The organism is Pseudomonas sp. TNT3 (genome assembly GCF_010095445.2).
Classification (GTDB): domain Bacteria; phylum Pseudomonadota; class Gammaproteobacteria; order Pseudomonadales; family Pseudomonadaceae; genus Aquipseudomonas.
The window spans coordinates 70,422-95,739 of record NZ_WFGV02000021.1; the positions used below are offsets into that span (position 1 = coordinate 70,422).

A 25,318-nucleotide genomic window follows, 5' to 3' on the forward strand; every position below is an offset into this window, starting at 1 on the left:
AAACAAAGGGGCTTCACCATGGACCGTCACACCCGCAAGATCGCCAGCCGACTGCTTCTGGCCGGCGGCGTCATCAGCCTCTCGGCGACCGCCTCTGCTGAATTCATCAAAGACAGCAAAGCCAGCGTTGAACTGCGCAACTTCTACTTCAATCGTGATTTTCGCCAGGACAACGCTGCGCAATCCAAACAAGAGGAATGGGCTCAGGGCTTTCTGATGCGCTTCGAATCGGGCTTTACCGAAGGCACCATTGGCGTCGGCTTCGATGCCATCGGCCTGCTGGGGGTCAAGCTCGATTCCAGCCCTGATCGTGCCGGTTCCGGCTTGCTCAAGCGTCACAGCGACACCCGCAAAGGGGCTCAGGATGAATACGGCGAAGTGGGCCTGACCGCGAAAGCTAGAGCGGCGAAAAGCGTGCTGAAACTCGGCACCCTGTTGCCCAAGTTACCGACGGTCCTGGCCAACGATTCACGGTTGTTGCCACAAACCTTCGAGGGCGGTCAGTTGACGTCGCTGGACATTGAAGGCCTCACCGCGGACGCCGGGCGCCTGACCCAGGTCAATCAGCGCGACTCCTCGAACTATGAGGACATGGGCATCACCCGAACCGGTGCCAAGGGCATCATCAGCCGTCACCTGGCCAGCGACAGCTTCGATTTCGCAAGCCTCAATTACAAATGGACACCCAATCTCGCCACTGGCTACGCCTACGGTCATCTGGATAATTTCTACAGCCAGCACATGGTCAACCTGACTCACGTTTTGCCGATCACCACCGGGCAATCGTTCAAGAGCGATCTGCGGTTCGCCCGTTCCACGGATGATGGCGGCAGCAACGTCGACAACAAGGCCCTGGGCGCCATGTTCACCTACAGCCTCGGCGGCAATGCCTTCGGCCTGGGTTATCAGGGCATGAGCGGCGACACCGGTTTTGCTTACATCAATGGCACCGACGCGTTTTTGGTGAACTTCGTGCAGATCGGCGACTTCGCCAGCAAGGACGAACAATCGTGGCAGGCTCGCTACGACTACAACTTCGCGGCCATGGGCGTACCGGGCCTGACGTTCATGACCCGCTACCTCAGCGGCTCGAACATCGACCTGGGCAACAACCGTCCTGAAGGCAAGGAATGGGAACGTGATACGGACATTGGTTATGTCGTGCAGAGCGGACCGTTGAAGAATGTCGGGGTGAAATGGCGTAACGCGACAGTGCGTTCGACCCACTTTGGCAGTGACCTGGATGAGAACCGGTTTATCGTCAGCTATACCTTGCCGATCTGGTAAGCACCCCGGTTGCATCTGACTCTGTAGGAGCAAAGCTTGCTCGCGATAGATCATCGTTGCCTGACACACCGTCATCGCGAGCAGGCTCACTCCCACCTTTGTTCAGCGGTGAACACGGCATCAGCATCCAACACAGATCCCCTGTAGGAGTGAGCCTGCTCGCGATGGCGTCATACCTGTCGACATCAATCTTGAATGACCCACCGCTTTCGTCGGAATGCCGCCCAGACCAAGCTTTGCTCCTACAGAGCCGGATGCCGTCCCCAACCGGCAACACACCTCCCGACTCCATCCCGCGGCAATGGCGATAGTAGGATAAGATGCCCTGCAAACCAGGCTCGCCACGGGACGCCCCGCATGACAGATAACAGTCGGAACACTCCCCGCCTGATCAAGAAATACCCCAATCGCCGGCTGTACGACACCCACACCAGCAGTCACCTGACGCTGGCGGACATACGTCAATTGGTCGTCGATAAAGTTGCGTTTCAGGTGGTCGATGCCAAGAGCGGCGAGGACCTGACGCGCAGCATCTTGCTGCAGGTAATTCTGGAAGCTGAAAGTGGCGGAGAGCCTATCTTCACCAGCGAAATGCTGATGGGGATCATCCAGTTCTACGGTCCTTATCAGGGCGTTCTCGGCAGCTACCTGGACAAGAGCATCCAGACCGTCATCGACATTCAGTCCCAGACCGGCGCGCAATCGTCCGAGGCCTGGAGCACGTTCATGCACCAGCAAGCGCCTGTGATGCAGGACTTGATGCGCCAGTATGTCGACCAATCCAAGGCGTTGTACCTCAATACCCAGAACATGTTTGGCATGTTTGGCGGCAAGCCAGGCGCCGATAACGGGACGAAAAAAAATGGCGACGGGGAATAACCCGTCGCCATCGGTGCCGCTGGCCTGATTTGACTTACTTGTTACCGCTGGAGGCCTTGGCGCTTGGCTCCGGCGCCGCTTTTTCGGCCGCGCCAGTCGCTGCGTCGAAACCGCTCTGAGCCACATCGGACGCCTGTTTCACGGCTTTTTGTGCGCTTTCAAAGACGGTACCGGCATTGGCCAGGCCCGATTTGAATGCGGCCACGACGGGCTCGGAGCCGGCCGGTGCATTCTTGCTGATCGTTTCAACAAACTCGTGAACCTGCTGGGTGCCGGCTTCGACCTGACTTGACGCCAGTGTCGCGATGTCCGACTGCGTGCCCACGATCAGCGCTTGAACCTGACGATTGAACTCGGCCAGACGTTCGGTCTGCTTGCTCGGCTGGGTGAAAGAAGCCTGAAGCTCGGCGAAACCTTGTGGGTCACGCACGGCCAGTAACTTGCGAACACCCTCAAAGTGCTCCTCGGTGGAATCGCGCAGTGCCTTGAACTGCAACTGGCTGAGCTGTTCGACGCTGGCGAAGACTTTGCCGCTGATTTGCTGCAAAAGATCGAGGTTGGCTTTCTGAGCGGTTTGCAGTTTTTCCGAATTGAAAAAAGACATGCTTGAATCTCCTGGTACTGGAAGGCCTGAAGGGGCCTGAGGACGCGATAGCGATCCGGCCAGTCATCGCGCTGGATTTGATATTGCAGCGCACAAAAGAATTTGGCAATGAGTATTTTGTGCAGCGCACAATAAAACGTGTCCGCTGGACAGGTATTAGCGCTAGACTCCTGAAAATCGAGCATTTCGCCCCATACCGGCTTATCTACAGCGCCAGGGCGGAATGCTTTCCATGCAGGTCGTCAGGAGGTCACGATGGGTCAGGAAGAAAATATTGCGGTGCACGATGAAGTGAATCGCACAGCGTCCGGTGTGTTCGAACACCTCAACCATCTGCAACGTCTCAACACCCGCAACGTCCTTGACGCCGCGCACAAGCGCCAGGGCGAAACCTTCGCGCCCTCGCGCCTGCAACAACTCAGGCAACCCACGGTGGCCGACTGGCAGGAATACCTGACCGACCTCGGCGAACGCAGCGTGTTGTTCATGGACACCTTGCGCCAACGGGGTGACAACACACTCGCTCACGAGCGCGCCGGGTATCCCCTGCTGCTTAAATTCGATCATGAAACCCTGGTCAACGGCGAAGACTTGCCACGCCCGGTCAATTACTCGCTGTTAAGGATTCTTGAGGGATCCGGGCAAGTGATCGACAGTAAAAAACAGCCGGTCATCATCATCGATCCACGGGGCGGCCATGGCTCGGGCATCGGCGGGTTCAAACAGGATTCGGTTATCGGTGAAAGTCTGCGGGCCGGGCACCCCACCTACTTCATCTCGTTCAGTCACGCGCCAAGTCCAGGACAAACCCTCGCCGACATTGTCCAGGCGCAGGCGCATTTCATCGAAGTCGTCAGCGCCCGGCATCCCAACAGCGCGAAACCGGTTGTGATCGGCAACTGCCAGGCAGGCTGGGCGTTGATGGGGCTGGCCGCGTCCAGGCCGGAGTTGCCCGGGCTGATCATCGTCAATGGCGCCCCCCTGTCCTACTGGGCCGGAACCAACGGCCGCAACCCGATGCGTTACACCGGCGGTCTGCTGGGTGGCGGCTGGATGGCCCGGTTGGGAAGCGACCTGGGCAATGACCGCTTTGACGGCACCTGGCTGGTGAGCAATTTCGAAAGCCTGGACCCGGCCAATAGCTGGTGGGGCAAGTACTACCACTTGTTCAGCGAAGTCGACAGCGAGGCCCCGCGCTTTCTGGACTTTGAACGCTGGTGGGGCAGCCCGACGCTGCTCAATGGCGAGGAAATCGAAATGATCGTCGACGACCTGTTCATCGGCAATCAGTTGTCCGGCGGCCTCGGACGCAAGAGCAATGGCCTGGACCTCAAACGTATCGAAGTACCGGTGGTGGTGTTTTGCTCCTACGGCGACAACATCACCCCGCCGCAACAGGCACTGGACTGGATCAGCGACGTTTACCCCAGCGACCTGGCGCTGCAAACCAGCGGACGCACCATCGTTTACCTGCGCCACGCGAGCATCGGGCACCTGGGCATCTTTGTGTCCGGCGAAGTGGCTCGCCGCGAACACCGTGAACTGCTGGGCGCGGTCGACACGATCAATGCGTTGCCGGCCGGGCTGTATGAAATGCTCATCGAGGACCAACCGGAAGACCCGGAAACGCCCTACGCCGTGCGTTTCGAGCCTCGCCGGATCGCCGATATCCATGGCGACGAGCAACCCGCTCGTGATGATGATGGTGAGTTCGCGCTGGTCGAACGTGCTTCTGCCATCAACAACAGTCTTTACGACGGTTTTGTCCGTCCATGGTTACGCCAGTGGATCAACGAACCGACTGCTGAAATCATTCGCAGATCGCACCCTTTCCATCAGCAACAACTGCTATGGAGTAGTTTGAACCCGGCGCAGTGGTGGCTGAACGCAGGCGCCGCCCGGGTCAGCCATGATCGCCACCCCGTCAGCCAGGCCAACCCGTTGCTGGCGTGGCAAGGATTGTTTTCCAGCCAGGTCCAGGATGCCTTGAACGGTTATCGAGACCTGCGCGACGCCACCCAGGAGCTGTGTTTCTACGGAGTGTATGGCGTGTTGAATAGCTTCAGCGGCCCTGCGCCCAAGCAAAACCTGCAAGCGCCTGCCGAGCAGCACGACGCGCTTGTGATTGAACGCCTGCAAAATGTGCTGCCGCCGTGTGGCCCGTTAGATGCGTTGGTCCCGGTGGTGTTGCCGGAGGAAAGCCCGATTCAACCGATAGTCGAGCCTGATGTCCCTGTCCCGGACGTCGCCCCGGTAGTGCCGGAGCCGATCCAACAAGAACTCCCCGTTTCAAGCCAGGCCGCTGTCGTCGCATCAGTCAGCCCGCCACGTAAACCGAACAGGGGTGGAAAAGGACCGAAAAAACCCCACACGAAATAACCCGGCAACGAGGACCGCGTCAGACCGGCGCGGTCTCTTCGATTTCAAACGATTCATCGGAGCGGTACTGGCCAGGCGTCATGCCAAACCAGCGGCTGCAGGCTTTATTGAAGCTGCTGTGGTCGTGAAATCCCAAGAGATACGCCACATGCTTCATGTTGAAACGAGAGTGGCGCAGGTAGAAATCGGCCAGTTCACGACGCACCGCATTCTGGACATCCTTGAATTGGGTGCCGTCCTTTTCCAGGGCACGTTGCAGCGTCCGCTTACTGATGCTCAGCGCCGCAGCGATGGACTCCATGTCGCAAAGCCCCCGGCCCTGACTCAAACGCTCGGTGATCAGCGCACGAATCCTGCCAACGATGGAGAAGCCAAACAGCAGATCCAGTTGCGCCTCGGCAAAGCTGTCATGCAATACCGCCAGCGCTTCGTTCGCCATGCTCAAGGGACGCAACAGCTCCTGCCCATCAAACAGGATGCTGTCGTAGGCCGAACCAAAATGCAGATCACAGCCAAACAGGCGCCGATGTTCAGAGGTGTCTGGCGGTTGCGGATAACTGAATTCCACACTCAGGGGTTGCGGTAACTTGCCGTCCCCCAGCCAGCGGCAGAAGCCCAGCAAGGACGCCAGGCCCGCGTCGGCGTATTGGCGAGGCTTGATCGAGCCGGACTGTTGATGGTCAAGGGAGGCCAATCGGAAGTGGCCTTGCTCGGGCACAAAAAAAAGGCTGAATCCGGTACCGATCAACGGGCTGAATCGCACCAGTCGTTCCAGTGCGCGCTTGAGATTGAGGCTGGACATCATGGTGTAGCCGACGATCTGAAAACTCCCCGGATGGAAATGCCCGTAGGCTTTCAAGCCGATGTCCGGATCAGCGCTGGCTTGGGCACCCAGTTGCCACAAACGATATATCACTCTGCGCTCGCACCAGGCTCCCGGGGTATTCGCGATCGCCATGTCCAGTCCGGCTTCCTGGCACAGGCTGGCAGCATCCAGCCCCTGCGCCGAGAGCGTGGTGACCAGCACATTGGCATAGCCTGAGCTCATTCTGTACATGGCGTCCTCGTTGACCTGGGACCCGGACACCCTGTCCGGAGCCATGACTGATTTGGGTGAATTGAATAGTAAGTGCGTACCTGATCCGGGGCGTTGATCTGAGTATAGGTACTCACCGGTTGGCCGTACCTTCCATCCCCCATGCACCACAAAACCTGTAGCAGCTGCCGAGCCCGCGAGGCTGCGTTGGGTCCTGCGAGGACTTCGTCCTCGAACGCAGCCTCGCGGGCTCGGCAGCTGCTACAGGTGATCGCAGTGATTTCGGAGGTTTCAGGCGGACTTGGCGCCGTTGGACACCAGACAGTCACCTCCCAACACTTCCGCACCGCCTGGCAATCACGAACACTCCCTCATCTTGCAGCGCAAAACAAAAAAAAGAACGGAGTGTATGAAGTCGCTTGGTCGTATTGCGCAGATCACCGCCGGTATGGGTGGGATTTGAGCAGCGCCCGGGCCGACTTTCCGGCCAGGACGGCGTTGATAAGCAGTCAAAGAGCCGCGTTTGTTTTCACAACCTATACGGCGCCGAAGCCCGGCGTTGCGGTTTTTTCTGCCCGGATTACACCTCAGGGCAAGGAGTGACATGGACAACAACACGCATACGTTTAATAGCTACTGGTCAGGCCAGGTGCCGTTCATTGCCTCCTTTGCAGTGCAACAATTGCGCCTATGGGTCAGCACCAATCCGTGGTTTACCGGCCAGGACTACAACGCCTGGTTCGAACTGCCACGCGGCACCCTGGACGCCCTTCAATCCGAGTACCAGCAGCAATGGGGCGAACTCGGCCAGCAGTTGCTGAGCGGTCAGCCGTTCAGTTTTGAAGATAGACGTTTCGCCAGCGGAAACTGGAGCCAGCCGCTGTTTGGCTCACTGGCAGCCTTCTACCTGCTGAACGCCGGCTTTCTCCTGAAACTGCTCGACAGGTTGCCGATTGAAGAAAAGAAGCCACGCAAACGCCTGCTCTATCTGGTGGAGCAAGCCATCGCCGCTGGCGCCCCGAGCAACTTTCTGGCGAGTAATCCCGATGCGCTGCAACGTGTCGTCGATACCCAAGGCAGCAGCCTGCTGACGGGCTTGTTGCACCTGGCCAGTGACCTGCAGGAAGGCAAGATGCGCCAGTGCGACAGCGACGCTTTTGAAGTGGGCGTCGACCTGGCGAACACCCCCGGCGAAGTGGTGTTCGAGAACGCGCTGTTCCAGCTGATCCAGTACTACCCGCAGAGCGACACCCAGTACCAGCGACCGGTATTCATCGTCCCGCCGTCGATCAACAAGTACTACATTCTTGACCTGCGCCCGGACAACTCGATGGTTCGCCATCTGTTGCAACAGGGCCATCCGGTGTTCCTGATGTCGTGGCGCAACTTCGATCAGGCACACGCCGCTACTACCTGGGATGACCTGATCGAAACCGGCATCATTACCGGGCTGAACGTCACCCGCGAGATCAGTGGCGAGGGTCGCCCGAACTGCGTTGGTTTTTGTATCGGCGGGACCCTGTTGAGTTCGGCACTGGCTGTCATGGCGGCGCGCGGCGACCGGGAAATCGCCAGCGTCAGCCTGCTGACCACCTTCCTCGATTACCTCGACACCGGTCCGATCGACATCTTCGTCGACGAGCAACTGGTGGCGTACCGCGAGCGGACCATCGGTGGCATCGACGGCCCCATCGGTCTGTTCAAGGGCGAGGACATGGGCAACACCTTCTCGCTGCTGCGCCCTAATGATTTGTGGTGGAACTACAACGTCGACAAGTACCTCAAGGGCCAGAAACCCAACGCCCTCGACCTGCTGTTCTGGAACAACGACAGCACCAATCTGCCCGGCCCGATGTACTGCTGGTACCTGCGCCATACGTACCTGCAAAACGACCTGAAATCCGGCGAGCTGGATTGCTGCGGGGTCAAACTGGACCTGCACGCCATTGAAGCGCCCGCCTACATACTCGCCACCCACGACGACCACATCGTCCCGTGGCGCAGTGCATACGCCAGCACCGCGCTGCTGGGCGGCACCACGCGTTTCGTGCTGGGCGCGTCGGGGCACATCGCCGGAGTCATCAACCCACCGGCCCGCGAAAAACGCCATTACTGGACCAATGACCGGGTCACCGAGGATCCGGAGCTTTGGTTCAAGGATGCCCGGCAACTGAGCGGCAGCTGGTGGAATGACTGGTTTGCCTGGCTGGCTGAACACGCCGGTGAACGCCAGCCATCAACCACGCCAATCGGAAGTGCACACTACCCGGCACTGGAACCGGCACCCGGGCGATACGTGAAGCAATAACCTCCACTTCCCGAGGGAACGGCGGCGAACACACAATCCGCGTCGAACACAGATCCCCTGTAGGAGCGAGCCTGCTCGCGATGACGGCCTCATAGCCGACGGGTTTCCCCTGATGTACCCGGATTAAATGTGGGAGCTGGCCTGCCGGCGATGGCGGTCTTTCAGGCGACACGCTTTTTCGTAGCCGCCTTGCACTGGCGTTTGATCTGCTTTTGATCTGTTTTTGATCTTCTTGCCCCATGGGAAGGCCTCGCTCCGGTCCTGCTCCGTGGGTTAGCCGCGCACGGCCATGGATGGCCGATCGCGGCTAACCCACGGAGCAGGACCGGAGCGAGGGTATGCCTAGCCCAGGCGAGGCACCGCACGAAAGGGGCAAGAGCCCTTGGTTACTTGGGGCTTTTCCAAGTGACTCGCTGTAAAAGCGAAACCAATAGAAGCCATGACAAAAGAAATGGATATGTACACCAGCAAGAGCCTCGCCGCCAATCAGACCGCTATCGCGAGCAGGCTCACTCCTACAGTTTGATCCGGGGACATCAGGAGATATGGGTTGCCTGCCAGGCCGCCATCGTCGGAACGCCGCCCGGACCAAGCTCGGCTCCCACAGGTTAAGCAAGTACTTGGGTGAACACCGCACTTCAAAACTGGATCGGCTATCCCCCCTGTCCCAAGCCGCTCGCTCCTGATAGCTCAGGCGATTATCATGGCCATCATCCTCAATCCAGCCTTCGATGAGACTGTGCATGACCTTCGATTTTGATCAGGTGTTCGATCGCCACAACACTGGCAGTACCAAATGGAGCCGCTACCCGGCAGACGTGCTGCCGATGTGGGTGGCGGACATGGATTTTGCTGCGCCACCGGTCATCGTTCAGGCGCTGCAAAAACGTCTTGAGCACCCACTGCTCGGTTATAGCGTGTCCCAGGATGATCTGCGCGAGGCCATCATTGCCGACTTATGGAACAAATATGCCTGGCGTGTTGATCCGCAGGCACTGATCTTTCTGCCGGGGGTCGAGTCGGGGTTCAACATGGCGCTGAATGCGTTGATCGAGCCGCAGCAGAATGTCGTGGTTCAGGTGCCGAACTACCCGCCATTGCGCCACGCACCTGGTCATTGGGGGCTGAACAAGGTGGAGCTGGAGTTCGTCGCCCAGGCAGACGGCACGTATTCCACTCCCCTCGAAACGTTGCGCCAGTCGCTGCAAGGTGGCGGCGCCCTGCTCTTGAGCAATCCGCACAATCCACTGGGCAAGGCATTCCCTCGCGAAGAGCTGCTAGCGGTGGCGCAAGTCTGCCTGGCGCAGGACGCGTGGATCATCTCCGACGAGATCCATGCCGAGCTGTGCTTCGACGGTCGCGTGCACATTCCGACGGCCTCCCTGAGCCCGGAAATCGCCCGCCGCACCATCACGCTGATGTCCGCCAGCAAGGCCTACAACATTGCCGGGCTGAAGACCTCGTTCATGATCATCGAGGACCCGGCATTGCGCGCGCGGGTCAACCATGCCCGTTGCGGCATGGTCGACAGCGTCAACCCGCTGGGCATGGAAGCGACACGTGTGGCCTACAGCGAAGCCGCGCCGTGGCTGGCGGAGCTCAAGACGTACCTGCAAGCCAACCGCGATTACCTGGTCGACGCCGTTCGCACCCGGTTGCCGGGCATTACCATGAATGTGCCGCAAAGCACGTATCTGGCGTGGCTCGACTGTTCGGCCCTGGGCCTGGACAATCCGCAGCAGTTTTTCCTGGAGCAGGCAAAAGTCGGTTTGAGCGCGGGCCTGGACTTCGGTGATCAACACCAACAGTTCGTACGCCTCAACTTCGGCTGCCCGCGTTCATTGCTTGAAGAAGGAATTGCGCGGATGGAACGAAGTCTGCGCCACCTGAAGGCCTGACAGCGCCAATACAATCCCCTGTAGCGGCGGGGAAATCCTGTGGCGAGGGGATTTATCCCCGTCGGGTCGCGCAGCGGCCCCAAAATCTTTACGACTGCTGCGCAGCCGGACGGGGATAAATCCCCTCGCCACAGGTCGCCAGCTGCTGCAGGGATCTCGGGGGATTGGGGGCGGTGTTTCCAGCGGCATGGAGCAAACCACAGGGTTATTGGGTACTATGTCGCCCCTCTTTTGCAGCCCCGTTCTGCGCCCTGCCGAATAAGCCGATTCCATGCCCTTTGAACTCAGCGTTGACCTCACTACTTTGGCCATTCTGGCCTTCGTTGCCTTTATAGCCGGATTCATCGACGCCATTGCCGGTGGCGGTGGTCTGTTGACGACGCCCGCGTTGCTGACCGCCGGCCTGCCCCCGCATCTGGTGTTGGGCACCAACAAACTCAGTTCTACCTTCGGTTCAGCCACCGCCAGTTTCACTTTCTACCGGCGCAAGCTGTTTCATCCGAGGCAGTGGGTGCACGCCATTGTCGGCACCCTGATCGGCGGGCTGGCGGGCGCGGTGGTGGCGCACTACCTCCCGGCAGAATGGCTGAACAAAATGCTCCCGGTGATCGTTTTCGCCTGCGGCCTGTACCTGTTGTTCGGCGGCACGCCGAAGGCTCCCCAGGACAGCGACGCACCGATCAAGAAGAAATGGCAGTCGACCCAGGGCTTCACACTCGGTTTCTACGACGGCATTGCCGGCCCTGGCACGGGCGCGTTCTGGACTGTCAGCAGTATGCTCATGTACCCCATCGACCTGGTGAAGGCCAGCGGCGTGGCGCGCAGCATGAATTTCGTCAGCAACATTGCGGCGCTGTCGGTGTTCGTGTTTTCCGGGCAGGTGGACTGGATCATCGGCCTGAGCATGGGCCTGTCAGTGATGGTTGGCGCGTTCTTCGGGGCTCGCACCGCCATCAGCGGCGGCGCGAAGTTCATTCGCCCGGTGTTCATCACTGTGGTGCTGGGCTTGACCGTGCGGTTAGCCTGGCAACACTGGTTCAGCGTGGCCTAAGCGCCGCGCCACGTAGACGTCGATCAGGTAACGGGCAATCGAGCGTGACGCCGGCAACGGCGGCAAGTCGTGAACGTTGAACCACTGGGCGTCTTCGATCTCGTCTTCCTGACACACGATTTCGCCACCGGCGTACTCGGCGTGAAACCCCAGCATCATGGAATGCGGAAACGGCCAGCACTGGCTGCCCAGGTACTGGATGTTCCTGACCTCGATCTGCACCTCTTCGCGCACTTCGCGAATCAGGCACTCCTCGGCTGATTCGCCCGGCTCGGCAAACCCCGCCAGCGTGCTGTACACCCCGGTGACGAAACGCGGGGAGCGCGCCAGGAGGACTTCATCGCCTCGGGTGATCAGCACGATCATGCTCGGCGAAATCCGCGGGTAGCTGCGCAGATTGCAGGGCGCGCAAAACATCGCTCGCTCACGGGGAACTTGCACCATCGCCTGACCGCAGTTGCCGCAGAAGCGATGCTCACGCGCCCAGGTGCCAATTTGCGCGGCATACCCCAGCACCTTGTACAGCGTGTGGTCGCCCTCAAGCATGAACGCCCGCAAGCCTTTCCAGTTGCAGCCCGGCACTTCGCTGTGGCTATGCAGCTCCAGCAGGTAAACCGGCTCGCCATCCAGATGACCGATGCCATGCTCGGCCAGAATCGACAGGTCCTGGCGCTTGAGCCACTCCCGTGGAAACAGCGCGCCGTTGTCATCGAACAGAAAGCCTTCAGGGCTGCGCGCAACGCACCAGCCGCCGGGTTGATCGGTATCCAGTACTGCAGTGGTCCAGCGTGAAGTCATGTTTTATCAATCCAGAAATTCGGGTTTCTGTTTGCTCATATGGGCGGCCATGGCCACGCGCAAGTCAGTGGATTGCAGCATGGCGGCGTTCCAGGTGGCGACGTATTCGAGGCCGTCGTCGATGCGATGATCGCGCATGTAACTGATCATCTCCTTGGTGCCGGTGATGGCGATCGGCGACTTGCTGGCGATCTCGCGGGCAATGCCCATCACGCCGTCCAGCAGGCTGTCCTTGTCGCTGTAGACGCGGTTGACCAGGCCCATGCCGCGTGCTTCCTCGGCACCAAACGAGCGACCAGTGTAAGCCAGTTCACGCAGCATGCCGTCACCGATGATGCGCGGCAAGCGTTGCAGGGTGCCGACGTCGGCGGCCATGCCGATGTCGATTTCCTTGATCGAAAATTGTGCATCTTCGGCGGCGTAACGCATGTCGCACGCTGAAATCAGGTCGATGGCACCGCCCAGGCAATAGCCCTGAATCGCCGCGAGCACCGGTTTGCGGCAATTGTCGACCGCATTGAAGGACGCTTGCAGGGCGAGGATCTTGCGCCGTAACAGGCGCGCATTGCGCCCAACGTCCTTGCCCAGTTCATTGGCCACGCCGGCCAGCATCATCAGGTCGATACCAGAGGAGAAATGTTTGCCGTTGCCGCTGATCACCACCGCGCGCACTTCATCGGTGTCATCGATCCAGTGAAAGATCTCGATGATCTCGGTCCAGAACGCCGCATTCATCGAGTTGATCTTTTCTGGCCGATTGATCTGCACATGGGCGACTTTATCAACCAGTTCGACGGTGAACGCAGTGTACTGAGACATGGCAGTGATCCTTTACCGGGTAAAAAAATTGAGGCCGGAACTATACCAAGGCCGCCTGCCGGGCAGTAAGGCAGTGGTTCGGCCAAATGCGGGACTCGGGCGATCGCACCACAACAGTGCAAACAAACTGTCACACATCGCCCATTATTGTGACTCGTCGGTCACTTTATGAGGCAGTACGAAAAATAAACCTGCACTTCGTCGGTGCAATCTCCCTGCGAAGGGCTACGTTCGTTACCCTCTAAATACGATTGTCGAACAATTTACCCAGCTGGGCTGGCCCGCTCTAGGTTCTGGCCTAGACTCAGTTTCGGCGGTCGAAACCGGTCGGTCACGGTTGGGGAAAATAGAAGAAACTTTTGTGACACGCAGCAGGTCAGCTTAAAGACGGGGGCGTTGCGACTGGTTCGATCCTTGCAATACCTCCTCCAGCCATTCTGCTTTAACGCATTGGCAGCGTTTGCTCACCGATGCGTAGCGCGTTTGCGCCCGGCCACATGGACAGGCCACCGAACACCGTTGGTGCCAGACCTAGAATTAGATCAACAACACGGGAGATTCATATGATCAGTGCGGCTTTAGATATTCAGGGAGAACGTGCTCATCAGCAGGTCGGCGATACGAGCGCCGTGAGTGCACCCGCTGCGCAATCGGTCATTGTGCCCAGCGCCCGACCGCTGACACCGGTCACCAGTCAGAATCCGAACAAGAAACGCGTGCTGTTCGTCACCTCGGAAATCGCCGACCTGGTGAAGACCGGCGGTTTGGGTGACGTGTCTGCCGCCCTGCCCCGCGCCATGGCGCATTTGCATGATGTGCGAGTGTTGATCCCTGGCTATCCGCAGGTGCTGAACAGTGAAAACCCGATTCACATCATTGGCGAACTGGGCGGCCACGCTGCCCTGCCGCCCTGCAAGATCGGGCGCATGGACATGCCCGACGGTCTGGTCATCTACGTCTTGATTTGCCCCGAGCTCTACGAGCGCGAGGGTTCGCCTTACGGCGCCAACAACGGTCGCGACTGGCCGGATAACCACATTCGTTTCGCCCGCCTGGGTCTGGCCGCTGCCGATATCGCCGCCAACCTCGCGCAAATCCACTGGTGTCCGGACCTGGTCCACGCCCATGACTGGCCTGCCGGCCTGGCGCCTGCTTATATGCACTGGCGCGGACAGCGGACCCCGACGCTGTTCACCATTCACAACCTCGCCTATCAGGGCGTGACCAGTCTGGGCTCTTGCCCTGAGCTGGGCATTCCCAACCACGCCTTGCAGCAGGAAGGCATGGAGTTCTACGGCAAGATGTCGTTCCTCAAGGCCGGCATGGCTTACTCCAGCCACATCACTACCGTCAGTGCGACCTACGCCCAGGAAATCACCACGCCGGACTTCGGCTGTGGCCTCGACGGTTTTCTCGCCGCCAAGACCCAGCAAGGCCTGCTCAGCGGTATTCCCAACGGCATCGACGAAAGCTGGGATGCCGCCACCGACCCGCACCTGTTCTGCCCTTTCAGCATTGGCGATTGGGAAGGCAAGGCGGTCAACGCGGCCCATGTCCGCGAACTGTTCGGCCTGCACGACTCTGAAGGCCCGCTGTTTGCGGTGGTCTCGCGTCTGGTCTACCAGAAAGGCCTGGACCTGACAGAAGCGGTGTCCGAATACATCGTCAAATCCGGCGGTCAAATTGCGATTATCGGTCGCGGCGAGCCGGAAGAAGAGCAAGCCATGCGTGAACTCGCACTGCGCTTCCCGGGCCAGATCGGCGTGCGTATCGGTTTCAATGAAACCGACGCTCGGCGCATGTTCGCCGGCAGCGACTTCCTGCTGATGCCTTCACGTTACGAGCCTTGCGGCCTGAGTCAGATGTACGCCCAGCGTTTCGGCTCGTTGCCAGTGGCACGCAATACCGGCGGCCTGGCCGACACCATTGAAAACGGCGTAACCGGTTTCCTCTTCGACGAATCAACTGCCGAGAGTTATCAGGAAGCCCTGAGCCGCGCGTTCAAGGTCTTTGCCTACCCCGATCTGCTCAATGCCATGCGTTGCCGTGCCATGGCCGCACCGTTCAACTGGTGCAAGGCGGTCGAACCCTACGCCGAACTTTACGAACAGCTAGTCGCTAAAGCGCTAGGAAAGTCGCACAAACAGTAAGAGGTTTTCATAGATGCCGTTACGGACCCTTGAAACCTGGCCCCACGGCGCAATTATGCTGGACGCAGAGCACACGCGCTTTGCCTTGTGGGCGCCAGACGCACGTGAAGTCAGTGTCGAACTGGAAGATGGACAATCCTTGCCGCTACTGCCTCAGGCCAATGGCTGGTTCGTGATCGAAACGCGTTGCCCCGCCGGCACGCGTTACCGCTACAACATTGATGGTGAACTGAAAGTGCCTGACCCGGCTTCCCGGGCACAGGCTGGCGACCTCCACGAGCACAGCGTGGTGGTCGACCCCCTCGCCTACCCATGGCAACACACCGCCTGGCAAGGGCGCCCCTGGAACGAGGCGGTCATATACGAATTGCACGTTGGTGCGCTTGGCGGCTTCAGTGGCGTCGAACAGCACCTGGCGCGTCTCGTCGAGTTGGGCATCACCGCCATCGAACTGATGCCCTTGGCGCAGTTTCCCGGCGACCGCAATTGGGGTTACGACGGGGTCCTGCCCTATGCGCCCCAGTCCTCCTATGGCACGCCGGAACAACTCAAACACCTGATCGATACCGCCCACGGCCACGGCCTGGCGGTGATTCTTGACGTCGTCTACAACCACTTCGGCCCGGACGGCAATTACCTGCATCGCTACGCCAAGGGTTTCTTCAACGAAGACAAGCACACCCCCTGGGGCGCGGCCATCGACTTCCAGCGACGAGAAGTGCGCGATTTCTTCATCGACAATGCGCTGATGTGGTTGATGGAGTACCGCTTTGATGGTTTACGCTTCGACGCGGTACACGCCATCGAAAGCCCGGATTTCCTGCAGGAAATGGCGGAGCGCATCCGCCAGCAGACAGATCCGGCGCGGCATGTGTGGCTGACGGTCGAGAACGAGCACAACCAGGCCAGCCTGCTCCAGGAAGGCTTCGACGCGCAGTGGAACGACGACGGTCATAACGCCTTGCACGTGCTGCTGACCGGTGAGACCGACGCCTATTACGCCGAGTTCGCCGACGACCCCACGGAAAAACTGGCACGTTGCCTGAGCCAGGGTTTCGTGTTTCAGGGCCACACCAATCGCGACGGTGAAGCGCGCGGCGAGCCCAGCGGACATTTGCCGACCAGTGCGTTCGTGTTGTTTTTGCAAAACCATGACCAGATCGGCAATCGCGCCTTTGGCGAGCGGCTGCACCAACTGACCCATCCCGAGGCGTTAAAAGCGGCGACGGTGTTGTTGCTGTTGTCACCGATGATCCCGTTGATGTTCATGGGCGACGAGGTGGCCGCCGAGGAGCCATTCCTGTTCTTCACCAGCCACCACGGTGAACTGGCAGAGCTGGTGCGCGAAGGCCGCCGCAACGAGTTTTCCGCGTTCGACGCCTTCGCCGACCCGGAAAAACGTGAACGGATTCCTGACCCGAACGCACAGCAGACCTTCGAAGCCTCCCGTCCGAACCTGACGGCAAATCGGCAATCCGCCATCTACGAGCTGTATCGACAGCTGTTGAAGATTCGCCATCAGCACATCATGGCCCACCTGGCGGGTGCCCATCCGCTGGGTGCCGATGTGCTGGCGAAAGGCGCGGTGTCGGCGCGCTGGCAACTGGGGGACGGCAGTGAGCTGCGCATTGACCTGAACCTCAGCGACAAGCCGGTGGTCCACACTCAACAGGCCGGTGGCAGGCTGTTGTTCGAACACCCTGCGCAATCCGCCAGCCTGTTGGACAAGGGCCAACTCGCCCCGTATTGCGCGCTAGTCAATCTCAAGGCCGCAGCCCCTTTGCTACCCCCGGATGGAGAGCGCCAATGAGTGATGCGCAACTTGAAATACTGGCCAGCCGCGCCGGCCTGGCGGTCGACTGGATCGACGCCAACGGCCGCCCGCAGAAAGTCGCCCCCTCGGTATTACGCAATGTCCTGACCGGCCTCGGCCACCCGGCGGGCAGCGCACAGGAAATCGATGAAAGCCTGCATCAGTTGCAGGAGGTGCAACTGACTCGTCACCTGCCACCGATGCTCACCGTGGATTTCGGTGCTGCGCTCGACCTTGCGCATTACTTCGAGCCGGAAACACCCTGTGAAATCCACCTCGAAGACGGATCGCGGCTTCATCTGAAACTGGACACAAAAGCGATGTTGCCCGGCTTGGTGCCCGTGGGTTACCAACACGTCAGCATCGACGGACAACAATTCACCCTGGCCGTGGCGCCCGCTCGTTGCTACAGCGTCGGCGATGCCGTGGACAGCCCGATTCCACGGGCCTGGGGGCTGAGCGTGCAGCTCTATTCCCTGCGCCGTCCGGGCGATGGTGGTTTCGGGGATACCCAGGCGCTGGAAGATCTGGCCCGTGTCGCCGGAGAACGAGGCGCCGAGGCGCTGGCGATCAGCCCGCTGCATGCGATGTTCAGTAGCGACACCCAGCGCTACAGCCCGTATTCGCCGTCCAGCCGTTTGTTTCTCAACAGTCTGTATGCGGCACCCGGCGCGATCCTCGGCGAACGTGCGATGCGTACTGCCATTGATTCCACCGGCCTCGCAGCCGAACTGAAGCACTTGGAAGAACTGCCGCTGATCGACTGGCCGGTTGCTGCCGAGGTCAAGCACCGTCTGCTGCAGGCGTTGTATGAAGGCTTCATCCAGGGCGAACACCCGCTGCATGCCGACTTCAGCAGCTTCCGGCATGCCGGCGGTGAGGCGCTGGAAAATCATTGTCGCTTCGAAGCCATTCAAGAGGCTCGCGCCGCCAAGGGCGAACAGCTCGACTGGCGCGAGTGGCCCGAGCAATGGCGCGATCCGCGCAGCGCCGCACTTGCCGATTTCGCCGAAGAAAACGCGGGACGCATCGGTTTCTTCGCGTTCTGTCAGTGGCTGATCAGCCGATGCCTGGAGCGTGCGCAAACCGCCGCCCGCAGCAGCGGCATGAGCATTGGCCTGATCGCCGATCTGGCGGTCGGTGCTGACGGGGGTGGCAGTCAGGCCTGGAGTCGCCAGGATGAACTGCTCGCGTCCCTGACCGTGGGTGCGCCGCCGGACATTCTTAATCGCAGTGGCCAGGGCTGGGGGATTTCCGCTTTCTCGCCTGAGGGGCTGGTGCGCAACGGCTTTCGCGCGTTCATCGAAATGCTCCGCGCCAATTTCGCCCACGCGGGCGGTTTGCGCATCGATCACGTCATGGGCCTGCAGCGGCTGTGGGTGATCCCTAACGGTGCATCGCCTGCCGATGGCGCGTACCTTTATTACCCGGTAGACGACCTGCTGCGGTTGCTGACACTCGAATCCCACCGTCATCAGGCCATCGTTCTCGGCGAGGACCTCGGCACGGTGCCGGACGGGCTTCAGGAAAAACTCATCGCGCGCTCGATCCTCGGCATGCGAGTGCTGTTGTTCGAGCAAGACAACGCGCACTTCAAATCGATCCTGGACTGGCCGGACAACGCCCTGGCGACCACCAGCACCCATGATCTGCCGACGTTGAATGGCTGGTGGCACGGACGGGACATCGACTGGAACGCCCGACTCGGCCTGACCGACGCCACCGGTGAAATCGAATGGCGCCAGCACCGTGAACGCGAGCGCGAAGGCTTGCGTCGTGTGTTCCAGGAGGACCCGCAGAACTTCCGTGAAGAGTCCCATGAAACCGATCAGGTGCTCGACGCCAGCGTGCGTTTCCTCGGGCATACCCGTGCACCGCTGGTGTTGTTGCCGCTGGAAGATGCCCTGGGCGTCGAACAGCAGGCGAACCTGCCCGGCACCACCAACACGCACCCCAACTGGTCCCGGCGCTTTCCTGGCGACAGCGAAACGCTACTGGATGATCCAGACGCCGCCCGGCGCCTGGAATTGCTCGCCTGTGCGCGACTTCAAGCAGGTGAACGTGACCAATGACTCAACGATCAATCCAACCGCTGCGCGCGACGCTGCGACTGCAATTTCATAAAGGCTTCACCCTGGATCAAGCGGTGCCCCTGGTGCCGTACTTCGCTCGACTGGGCATCAGCCACGTCTACGCCTCGCCATTGCTGGCGGCGCGTGCCGGCTCCATGCACGGTTATGACGTGGTCGATCCCACGGCGGTCAATCCGGAGTTAGGCGGCGAACCGGCGTTGCGCCGCTTGGTCGCGGCCTTGCGTGAACAGAACATGGGCCTGATCCTCGACATCGTCTCCAACCACATGGCCGTCGGCGGGAGCGATAATCCCTGGTGGCTGGACTTGCTGGAATGGGGACGACTCAGCCCTTACGGCGAATTTTTCGACATCCAGTGGCATTCCCCCGACCCGTTGATGGAAGGCCAGTTGTTGCTGCCTTTCCTCGGCAGCGACTACGGCGTCGCGTTGCAGGACGGCACCCTGCCCTTGCGCTTCGACGCGCAGCGCGGTTCGTTCCATGTCGAGCATTACGACCACCACTTCCCGATCTGCCCGTCCAGTTATGGCGAATTGCTCAAGACCGATGATGACTCGCTCAAATCACTGGCCGACCGTTTCACCACGCTGAGCTATCAGACGGACGCCCACAGCCTGGCGATTCCATTGAAGGCTGAGCTGAGCGAGTTGGCGAGCGATCCGGCTGTCCTCCAGCGCATTGAACAGAACCTCAAAGCCTACGACTCGCTCACACCGGAAGGTTTCCAGCGCTTGCACCAACTGCTGGAGCGCCAGAGTTATCGCCTCGCCAGCTGGCGCACCGCCGGGGACGACATCAACTGGCGGCGGTTTTTCGATGTCAACGAACTGGGTGGCTTGCGTGTCGAGCGTCCAGCGGTGTTCGAGGAAACCCACGCGAAAATATTCGAGCTGGTGGCCGAGGGCTTGATCGACGGACTGCGCATCGATCACATCGACGGACTCGCCGACCCTCGGGGCTATTGCCGCAAATTGCGTCGCCGTGTCGACAGCCTGTCGCCGGATCGGCACCTGCCGATCTACGTTGAGAAAATCCTGGGCGAAGGGGAAACCCTGCACCGCGACTGGTCGGTGGATGGCACCACCGGCTATGAATTCATGAATCAGTTGTCGCTGCTGCAACACGATCCCGCTGGCGCTCAGACCTTGGGTGATCTGTGGAACCGCTACAGCGAACGCCCTGCCGACTTCGGTCAGGAAGCGAAGCTTGCGCGGGCGCAGATCCTCAACGGCTCGTTGGCCGGCGACTTCGAAAGCGTCGCCCAGGCCTTGCTGCAAGTCGCCCGGGACGACTTGATGACCCGTGACCTGACCCTGGGCGCGATTCGTCGAGCGTTGCAGGAATTGATCGTGCATTTCCCGGTGTACCGCACCTACATCAGCCCCCGTGGACGCTCTAGCGAAGACGATGTGTTTTTCCAGCAGGCCATGGACGGTGCTCGACAAACCCTGGGCGAAGCCGATTGGCCAGTGCTCGACTGCCTGGCGGGATGGCTGGGTGGCAAGCCGTGGCGTGAACGTCCGATCGGTCGCTCGCGCAAGATCCTCAAGCATGCCTGTGTGCGTTTCCAGCAACTGACCTCGCCCGCCGCCGCCAAGGCTGTGGAAGACACCGCGTTCTACCGCTCGGCCGTGTTGCTGTCGCGTAATGATGTGGGGTTCAGCACCGAACAGTTCAGCGCGCCGATCGCTGACTTCCACCAAGTCTGCGTCGATCGCCTCGAAGCCTTCCCGGATAACTTGCTGGCCACCGCCACCCACGACCACAAACGCGGTGAAGACACCCGTGCGCGCCTGGCCGTGCTCAGTGAACGCAGTGCCTGGTACGCCGAACAAGTACCACTCTGGCAGGCCCTCGCCCGCCCGCTGCGCAACGACGATCAGATGCCTTCTACCGGTGACGAACTGATCCTCTATCAAGCCATCCTCGGCAGCTGGCCGCTGGACTTGCGTAGCGATGATGGCCCGGCCCTCGAGGAATACGCCAAACGCCTGTGGCAGTGGCAACAAAAGGCGTTGCGTGAAGCCAAGTTGCAAAGCAGCTGGAGCGCGCCCAACGACGCGTATGAAAGCGCGACACAGGCATTCATCGAACGCCTGCTGTTAAGTCCTGACGGTGAGCTGCTGCGTTCTGCCCTGGGTAAAGCGGTTCAGACCATTGCTGCGCCCGGTGCACTCAACAGTTTGGCGCAAACCTTGCTGCGCATGACCGTACCGGGCGTGCCGGACCTGTACCAGGGCAACGACTATTGGGACTTCACCCTGGTGGACCCGGACAACCGCCGGCCCGTGGATTACCTCAGCCGGCAACAGTCGCTGGAACAGCCGCTGGACCTGACTGACCTGCTGGCGAACTGGCGGGACGGGCGGGTCAAGCAGGCGCTGATCACGAACACGCTGAACCTGCGGGCCGAGCACGCCGAACTGTTTGCCCGGGGTACTTATCAGGCGCTCGAAGTGGTCGGGAGCGAGGCCCACCGGGTACTCGCATTCGCTCGCGAGCTGGCGGGTAAACGAGCCATCGTGATCGTGCCGATTCGCTGCGCGCCATTGCTGAAAAACGGTGCCGAACCGCGCATTGATGCGCCGCAGTGGGGCGACACGCGGGTCAAGTTACCGTTCGAGTCATCCGACGAACATCTGAAGGGACTTTTTTCCAGCACCGCAGTCACAAAAAACAGGGAGCTGAACATCAGCGCCGCGCTGGGGGATTTCCCGGTCAATCTCTTTATCCATTTTTCTACCCAAGCTTGAGTTCAGTTCAGGAGCATAGCGATGAGTACCGACGATAAACGCGTTCGAGAATTTGCCTATCAGATCTGGGAGTCGGAAGGAAAACCCGAGGGCCAGGAAGCCCGTCACTGGGAGATGGCTCGCAAGCTCGCCGAGGCGGAAGCCCTGGCCCCGAGCAAGTCGCCAAAAGCGGCGGGCAGCAAGGGTGCCGCCAGCAGGACAGCTAAACCCAATGGCAAGCTTGACGAAAAGCTCGACATCAAGCCGGCGGCGAAGCCCAAGGCAGCAGCGAAGGCAAAGCCATCTGCGGCGTCTTCGGTGATTCCACCAGGCGAAAAAGCCGTCGAGAAAAAGCCGAAAACCACGAAAAAGCCAGCGGTCTGACGCCCGACATCTCTGATTTGAATGAACCTGTGGCGAGTTCGCTCGCCACACAGGGTTCGTTTTCCCTGAGAAAAACATCGCTAACACCGCATTCCTCTGTGCGAGCAAGCCCCGTGGCGAGGGGATTTAGCGAAACGTCGCACCGCCCCGTTGGACTGCGCAGCAGGCCTGAATTTTTTGAGCAGGATTGAGTTTTTTGGGGCGGCTTCGCCACCCAACGGGGCGGTGCGACGTTTCGCTAAATCCCCTCGCCACAAGGCCCATCCCCACAAGGTCCACGATCCATCCCCATTTTGCAGGAGCAAATATGACCAGTCCGAAAAAACCCGCGACAGAACCTCATGCCGAGGCCTCGCGAATCCGTGAAGGCCTGCCCTTCCCGCTCGGTGCGACCTGGGATGGCCTGGGGGTCAACTTTGCCTTGTTTTCAGCGAACGCCACCAAGGTCGAACTGTGCATTTTCGATGACTCAGGTGAAGTCGAACTTGAGCGTATCGAGTTGCCCGAGTACACCGACGAGATCTACCACGGCTATCTGCCCGACGCCCATCCAGGGTTGATTTACGGCTACCGTGTGTACGGTCCGTACGACCCGGCCAACGGTCATCGTTTCAACCACAACAAACTGTTGATCGACCCGTATGCCAAGCAACTGGTCGGCCAGTTGAAATGGTCCGAAGCCTTGTTCGGCTACACCATCGGCCACCCCGACGCCGACCTCAGCTTCGACGAGCGCGACAGCGCACCGTTTGTGCCCAAGTGCAAAGTCATCGACCCGGCTCACACCTGGGGCCACGACCACCGAGTCAGCGTGCCGTGGGACAAGACCATCATTTATGAGACCCACGTCCGCGGCATCAGCATGCGTCACCCCTCCGTCCCCGAAAACGTACGCGGTACGTTTGCCGGGTTGATGGTTGATGACGTCCTTGAACACATCCGCAAACTGGGCGTGTCGTCCGTCGAGTTGCTGCCAATCCATGCGTTCGTCAACGACCAGCATTTGCTGCACAAAGGCATGACCAACTACTGGGGCTACAACAGCATCGCGTTTTTCGCCCCGGACCCGCGTTACCTGGCCAGTGGCAAGATCGCGGAATTCAAGGAGATGGTTGCGCACCTGCACGAAGCCAATCTGGAAGTGATCCTGGACGTGGTCTACAACCACACCGCCGAGGGCAATGAACAGGGCCCGACCCTGTCCATGCGCGGCATCGACAACGCCTCGTACTACCGCTTGATGCCAGACGACAAACGCTACTACATCAACGATTCGGGCACCGGCAACACCCTCGACCTGAGCCACCCCTGCGTCCTGCAAATGGTCACCGACTCCCTGCGTTACTGGGCCACGGAAATGCACGTGGACGGTTTCCGCTTTGACCTCGCGACGATTCTGGGGCGCTATCACGACGGTTTCGACGAGCGTCACAGCTTCCTGGTGGCCTGCCGCCAGGACCCGGTGTTGCGCCAGGTGAAAATGATCGCCGAGCCGTGGGATTGCGGTCCCGGTGGGTATCAGGTCGGTGGCTTTCCACCGGGCTGGGTCGAATGGAACGACAAATTCCGCGACACCGTGCGTGCCTTCTGGAAAGGCGACGACGGTCAGTTAGCCGATTTCGCCAGCCGCATGACGGCCTCCGGCGAAATGTTCAACCAGCGGGGTCGACGCCCGTATGCGTCGGTGAACTTCATCACCGCCCACGACGGCTTCACGCTCAATGACCTGGTGTCGTACAACGACAAGCACAACGAAGCCAACGACGAGAACAATCAGGACGGCAGCAACAACAACCTGTCCTGGAACCACGGCGTCGAAGGCCCGACCGACGATCCGGAAATCAACGAGCTGCGTCAGCGGCAGATGCGCAATTTCTTCGCCACGCTGCTGCTGTCCCAGGGCACTCCGATGCTGGTCGCCGGTGATGAGTTCGCCCGCACCCAGGACGGTAATAACAACGCCTACTGCCAGGACAGCGAAATCGGTTGGGTCAACTGGGATCTCAGCGAAGACGGCAAAGCGTTGCTCAAATTCGTCAAACGCCTGATCAAGCTGCGCCTGGCTTACCCGATTCTGCGTCGCGGACGTTTCCTGGTGGGCAATTACAACGAGGACATTGGCGTCAAGGACGTGACCTGGCTCGCGCCCGATGGCAATGAAATGACCATCGAGCAGTGGGAAGAAGCCCACGGTCGCTGCCTCGGCATGCTGCTCGACGGCCGCGCCCAGGAAACCGGGATTCGCCGCAAGGGTGCGGACGCCACGCTGTTGCTGGTGGTCAATGCGCACCACGACGTGGTCAATTTCACCTTGCCGGAAGTGCCGGATGGCGGTTTCTGGACCTGCATGATCGACACCAACCAGCCCTCGATCCGAGGTCAGGAGCGCTTCGAGTTCGGCCATGAGTATTCAGTCACCGGCCGCTCGTTGTTGCTGTTCGAACTGCAGCGTGAGGAAGAAGAGTGAAATGGACCTCAAGACGTTTCTTGATCGGCAGGCAACGGATCATGCCAACGCGCAAGCACTAGGACAGTGCCTGCGCGAGCTGGTTGAAGCCGGGCTTGATCAGCTTCCATTACCCGGTAGCGGCCAGACGCTGGAGCGTTTTCAGCGTCTGGCCGAAGTTGGCGGGCATGATTTGGGACTGTGCAAGTTGTTCGAGGGGCACACCGACGCACTGGCGATCCTTGCGCAACTCGGTGCATTTTCCCCGCCTTCCAGCACCTGGGGCATGTGGGCGGCCGAACCGCCCAACGCGCGGGTAAGTGTGGCGGTGCAAGGTGCATCGGCAGTGCTCAGCGGTCGCAAGGCCTGGTGTTCGGGCGCGGGGGTGTTGAGCCACGCGTTGCTGACCGCATGGGACGAGCAGGATCGCCAGCAATTGGTCGCGGTCGCACTGGATCAACCCGGCGTGACGGTCACGGATCAAGGCTGGCAGGCGGTGGGTATGGCGGCGACCGGGAGTGTCGAAGTGCTGTTCGATGGCGCGCAGGCGCAAGCCATCGGCAACCCCGGGGACTACCTGCAACGCCCCGGTTTCTGGCAAGGCGGCGTTGGTATCGCGGCGTGCTGGTATGGCGCCGCTT

Annotated in this window: 17 protein-coding genes; 13 read left to right on the forward strand and 4 right to left on the reverse strand. The window is 60.3% G+C overall.

Features of this window, described 5'->3' with window-relative positions; all coding sequences use genetic code 11:
• Positions 1 to 18 precede the first annotated feature (18 nt).
• Together GBC55_RS14685 and phaR are read left to right on the forward strand one after the other, a co-directional pair.
• Positions 19 to 1,287: an OprD family porin gene (locus tag GBC55_RS14685; RefSeq protein ID WP_162438064.1), complete on the forward strand. Its 1,269-nt coding sequence runs from the start codon at positions 19 to 21 to the stop codon at positions 1,285 to 1,287.
• Between the two features lie 357 nt (positions 1,288 to 1,644).
• Entirely contained in the window at positions 1,645 to 2,166 is a 522-nt protein-coding gene (phaR, locus tag GBC55_RS14690) for a polyhydroxyalkanoate synthesis repressor PhaR (RefSeq protein WP_162438065.1), read from the forward strand.
• A gap of 34 nt (positions 2,167 to 2,200) precedes the next feature.
• Here phaR and phaP read toward each other — a convergent pair whose 3' ends face one another.
• Positions 2,201 to 2,770: a TIGR01841 family phasin gene (phaP, locus tag GBC55_RS14695; RefSeq protein ID WP_162438066.1), complete on the reverse strand. Its 570-nt coding sequence runs from the start codon at positions 2,768 to 2,770 to the stop codon at positions 2,201 to 2,203.
• Between the two features lie 255 nt (positions 2,771 to 3,025).
• On the opposite strand from phaP, the gene GBC55_RS14700 reads away from it, so the two are divergent.
• Positions 3,026 to 5,149, forward strand: a complete 2,124-nt coding sequence (locus GBC55_RS14700) for a DUF3141 domain-containing protein (RefSeq protein WP_162438067.1) — start codon at positions 3,026 to 3,028, stop codon at positions 5,147 to 5,149.
• 19 nt (positions 5,150 to 5,168) lie between these two features.
• Here GBC55_RS14700 and GBC55_RS14705 read toward each other — a convergent pair whose 3' ends face one another.
• Entirely contained in the window at positions 5,169 to 6,206 is a 1,038-nt protein-coding gene (locus GBC55_RS14705) for an AraC family transcriptional regulator (protein WP_162438068.1), read from the reverse strand.
• Positions 6,207 to 6,789: 583 nt separating this feature from the next.
• Here GBC55_RS14705 and phaC point away from each other — a divergent pair.
• The 3 genes from phaC (at position 6,790) to GBC55_RS14720 (ending at position 11,442) form a co-directional block, all read left to right on the forward strand.
• Entirely contained in the window at positions 6,790 to 8,493 is a 1,704-nt protein-coding gene (gene phaC, locus GBC55_RS14710; RefSeq protein ID WP_162438069.1) for a class I poly(R)-hydroxyalkanoic acid synthase, read from the forward strand.
• Between the two features lie 743 nt (positions 8,494 to 9,236).
• Positions 9,237 to 10,391: a PatB family C-S lyase gene (locus GBC55_RS14715; protein ID WP_162438070.1), complete on the forward strand. Its 1,155-nt coding sequence runs from the start codon at positions 9,237 to 9,239 to the stop codon at positions 10,389 to 10,391.
• A gap of 271 nt (positions 10,392 to 10,662) precedes the next feature.
• Positions 10,663 to 11,442 carry a TSUP family transporter gene (locus GBC55_RS14720; RefSeq protein ID WP_162438071.1) on the forward strand — a complete coding sequence of 260 codons (780 nt, stop codon included), beginning with the start codon at positions 10,663 to 10,665 and terminating at the stop codon, positions 11,440 to 11,442.
• Here GBC55_RS14720 and nudC read toward each other — a convergent pair.
• The gene (nudC, locus tag GBC55_RS14725) at positions 11,410 to 12,240 is read right to left on the reverse strand and encodes an NAD(+) diphosphatase (protein ID WP_162438072.1); all 831 of its coding nucleotides are present in this window, start codon (positions 12,238 to 12,240) and stop codon (positions 11,410 to 11,412) included. The two genes, GBC55_RS14720 and nudC, sit on opposite strands and share 33 nt — an antisense overlap.
• A gap of 6 nt (positions 12,241 to 12,246) precedes the next feature.
• Positions 12,247 to 13,059 (reverse strand): crotonase/enoyl-CoA hydratase family protein, encoded by an 813-nt coding sequence (locus tag GBC55_RS14730; RefSeq protein WP_162438073.1) that lies wholly within the window; start codon positions 13,057 to 13,059, stop codon positions 12,247 to 12,249.
• 563 nt (positions 13,060 to 13,622) lie between these two features.
• Here GBC55_RS14730 and glgA point away from each other — a divergent pair.
• The 7 genes from glgA to GBC55_RS14765 all read left to right on the forward strand — a co-directional run.
• Entirely contained in the window at positions 13,623 to 15,209 is a 1,587-nt protein-coding gene (gene glgA, locus GBC55_RS14735) for a glycogen synthase GlgA (protein WP_162438074.1), read from the forward strand.
• A 13-nt stretch (positions 15,210 to 15,222) separates the two neighbouring features.
• Positions 15,223 to 17,019, forward strand: a complete 1,797-nt coding sequence (treZ, locus tag GBC55_RS14740; RefSeq protein ID WP_162438075.1) for a malto-oligosyltrehalose trehalohydrolase — start codon at positions 15,223 to 15,225, stop codon at positions 17,017 to 17,019.
• The gene (gene malQ / locus GBC55_RS14745; RefSeq protein ID WP_162438076.1) at positions 17,016 to 19,094 is read left to right on the forward strand and encodes a 4-alpha-glucanotransferase; all 2,079 of its coding nucleotides are present in this window, start codon (positions 17,016 to 17,018) and stop codon (positions 19,092 to 19,094) included. The genes treZ and malQ overlap by 4 nt, the downstream gene beginning before the upstream one ends.
• Positions 19,091 to 21,868 (forward strand): malto-oligosyltrehalose synthase, encoded by a 2,778-nt coding sequence (locus GBC55_RS14750; protein ID WP_162438077.1) that lies wholly within the window; start codon positions 19,091 to 19,093, stop codon positions 21,866 to 21,868. The genes malQ and GBC55_RS14750 overlap by 4 nt, the downstream gene beginning before the upstream one ends.
• A gap of 21 nt (positions 21,869 to 21,889) precedes the next feature.
• Positions 21,890 to 22,231 carry a DUF2934 domain-containing protein gene (locus tag GBC55_RS14755; RefSeq protein ID WP_162438078.1) on the forward strand — a complete coding sequence of 114 codons (342 nt, stop codon included), beginning with the start codon at positions 21,890 to 21,892 and terminating at the stop codon, positions 22,229 to 22,231.
• Between the two features lie 307 nt (positions 22,232 to 22,538).
• Positions 22,539 to 24,698, forward strand: a complete 2,160-nt coding sequence (gene glgX, locus GBC55_RS14760) for a glycogen debranching protein GlgX (RefSeq protein ID WP_162438079.1) — start codon at positions 22,539 to 22,541, stop codon at positions 24,696 to 24,698.
• 1 nt (position 24,699) lies between these two features.
• On the forward strand, positions 24,700 to 25,318 hold a 619-nt coding region (locus GBC55_RS14765; protein WP_247266911.1), incomplete at its 3' end, for an acyl-CoA dehydrogenase family protein.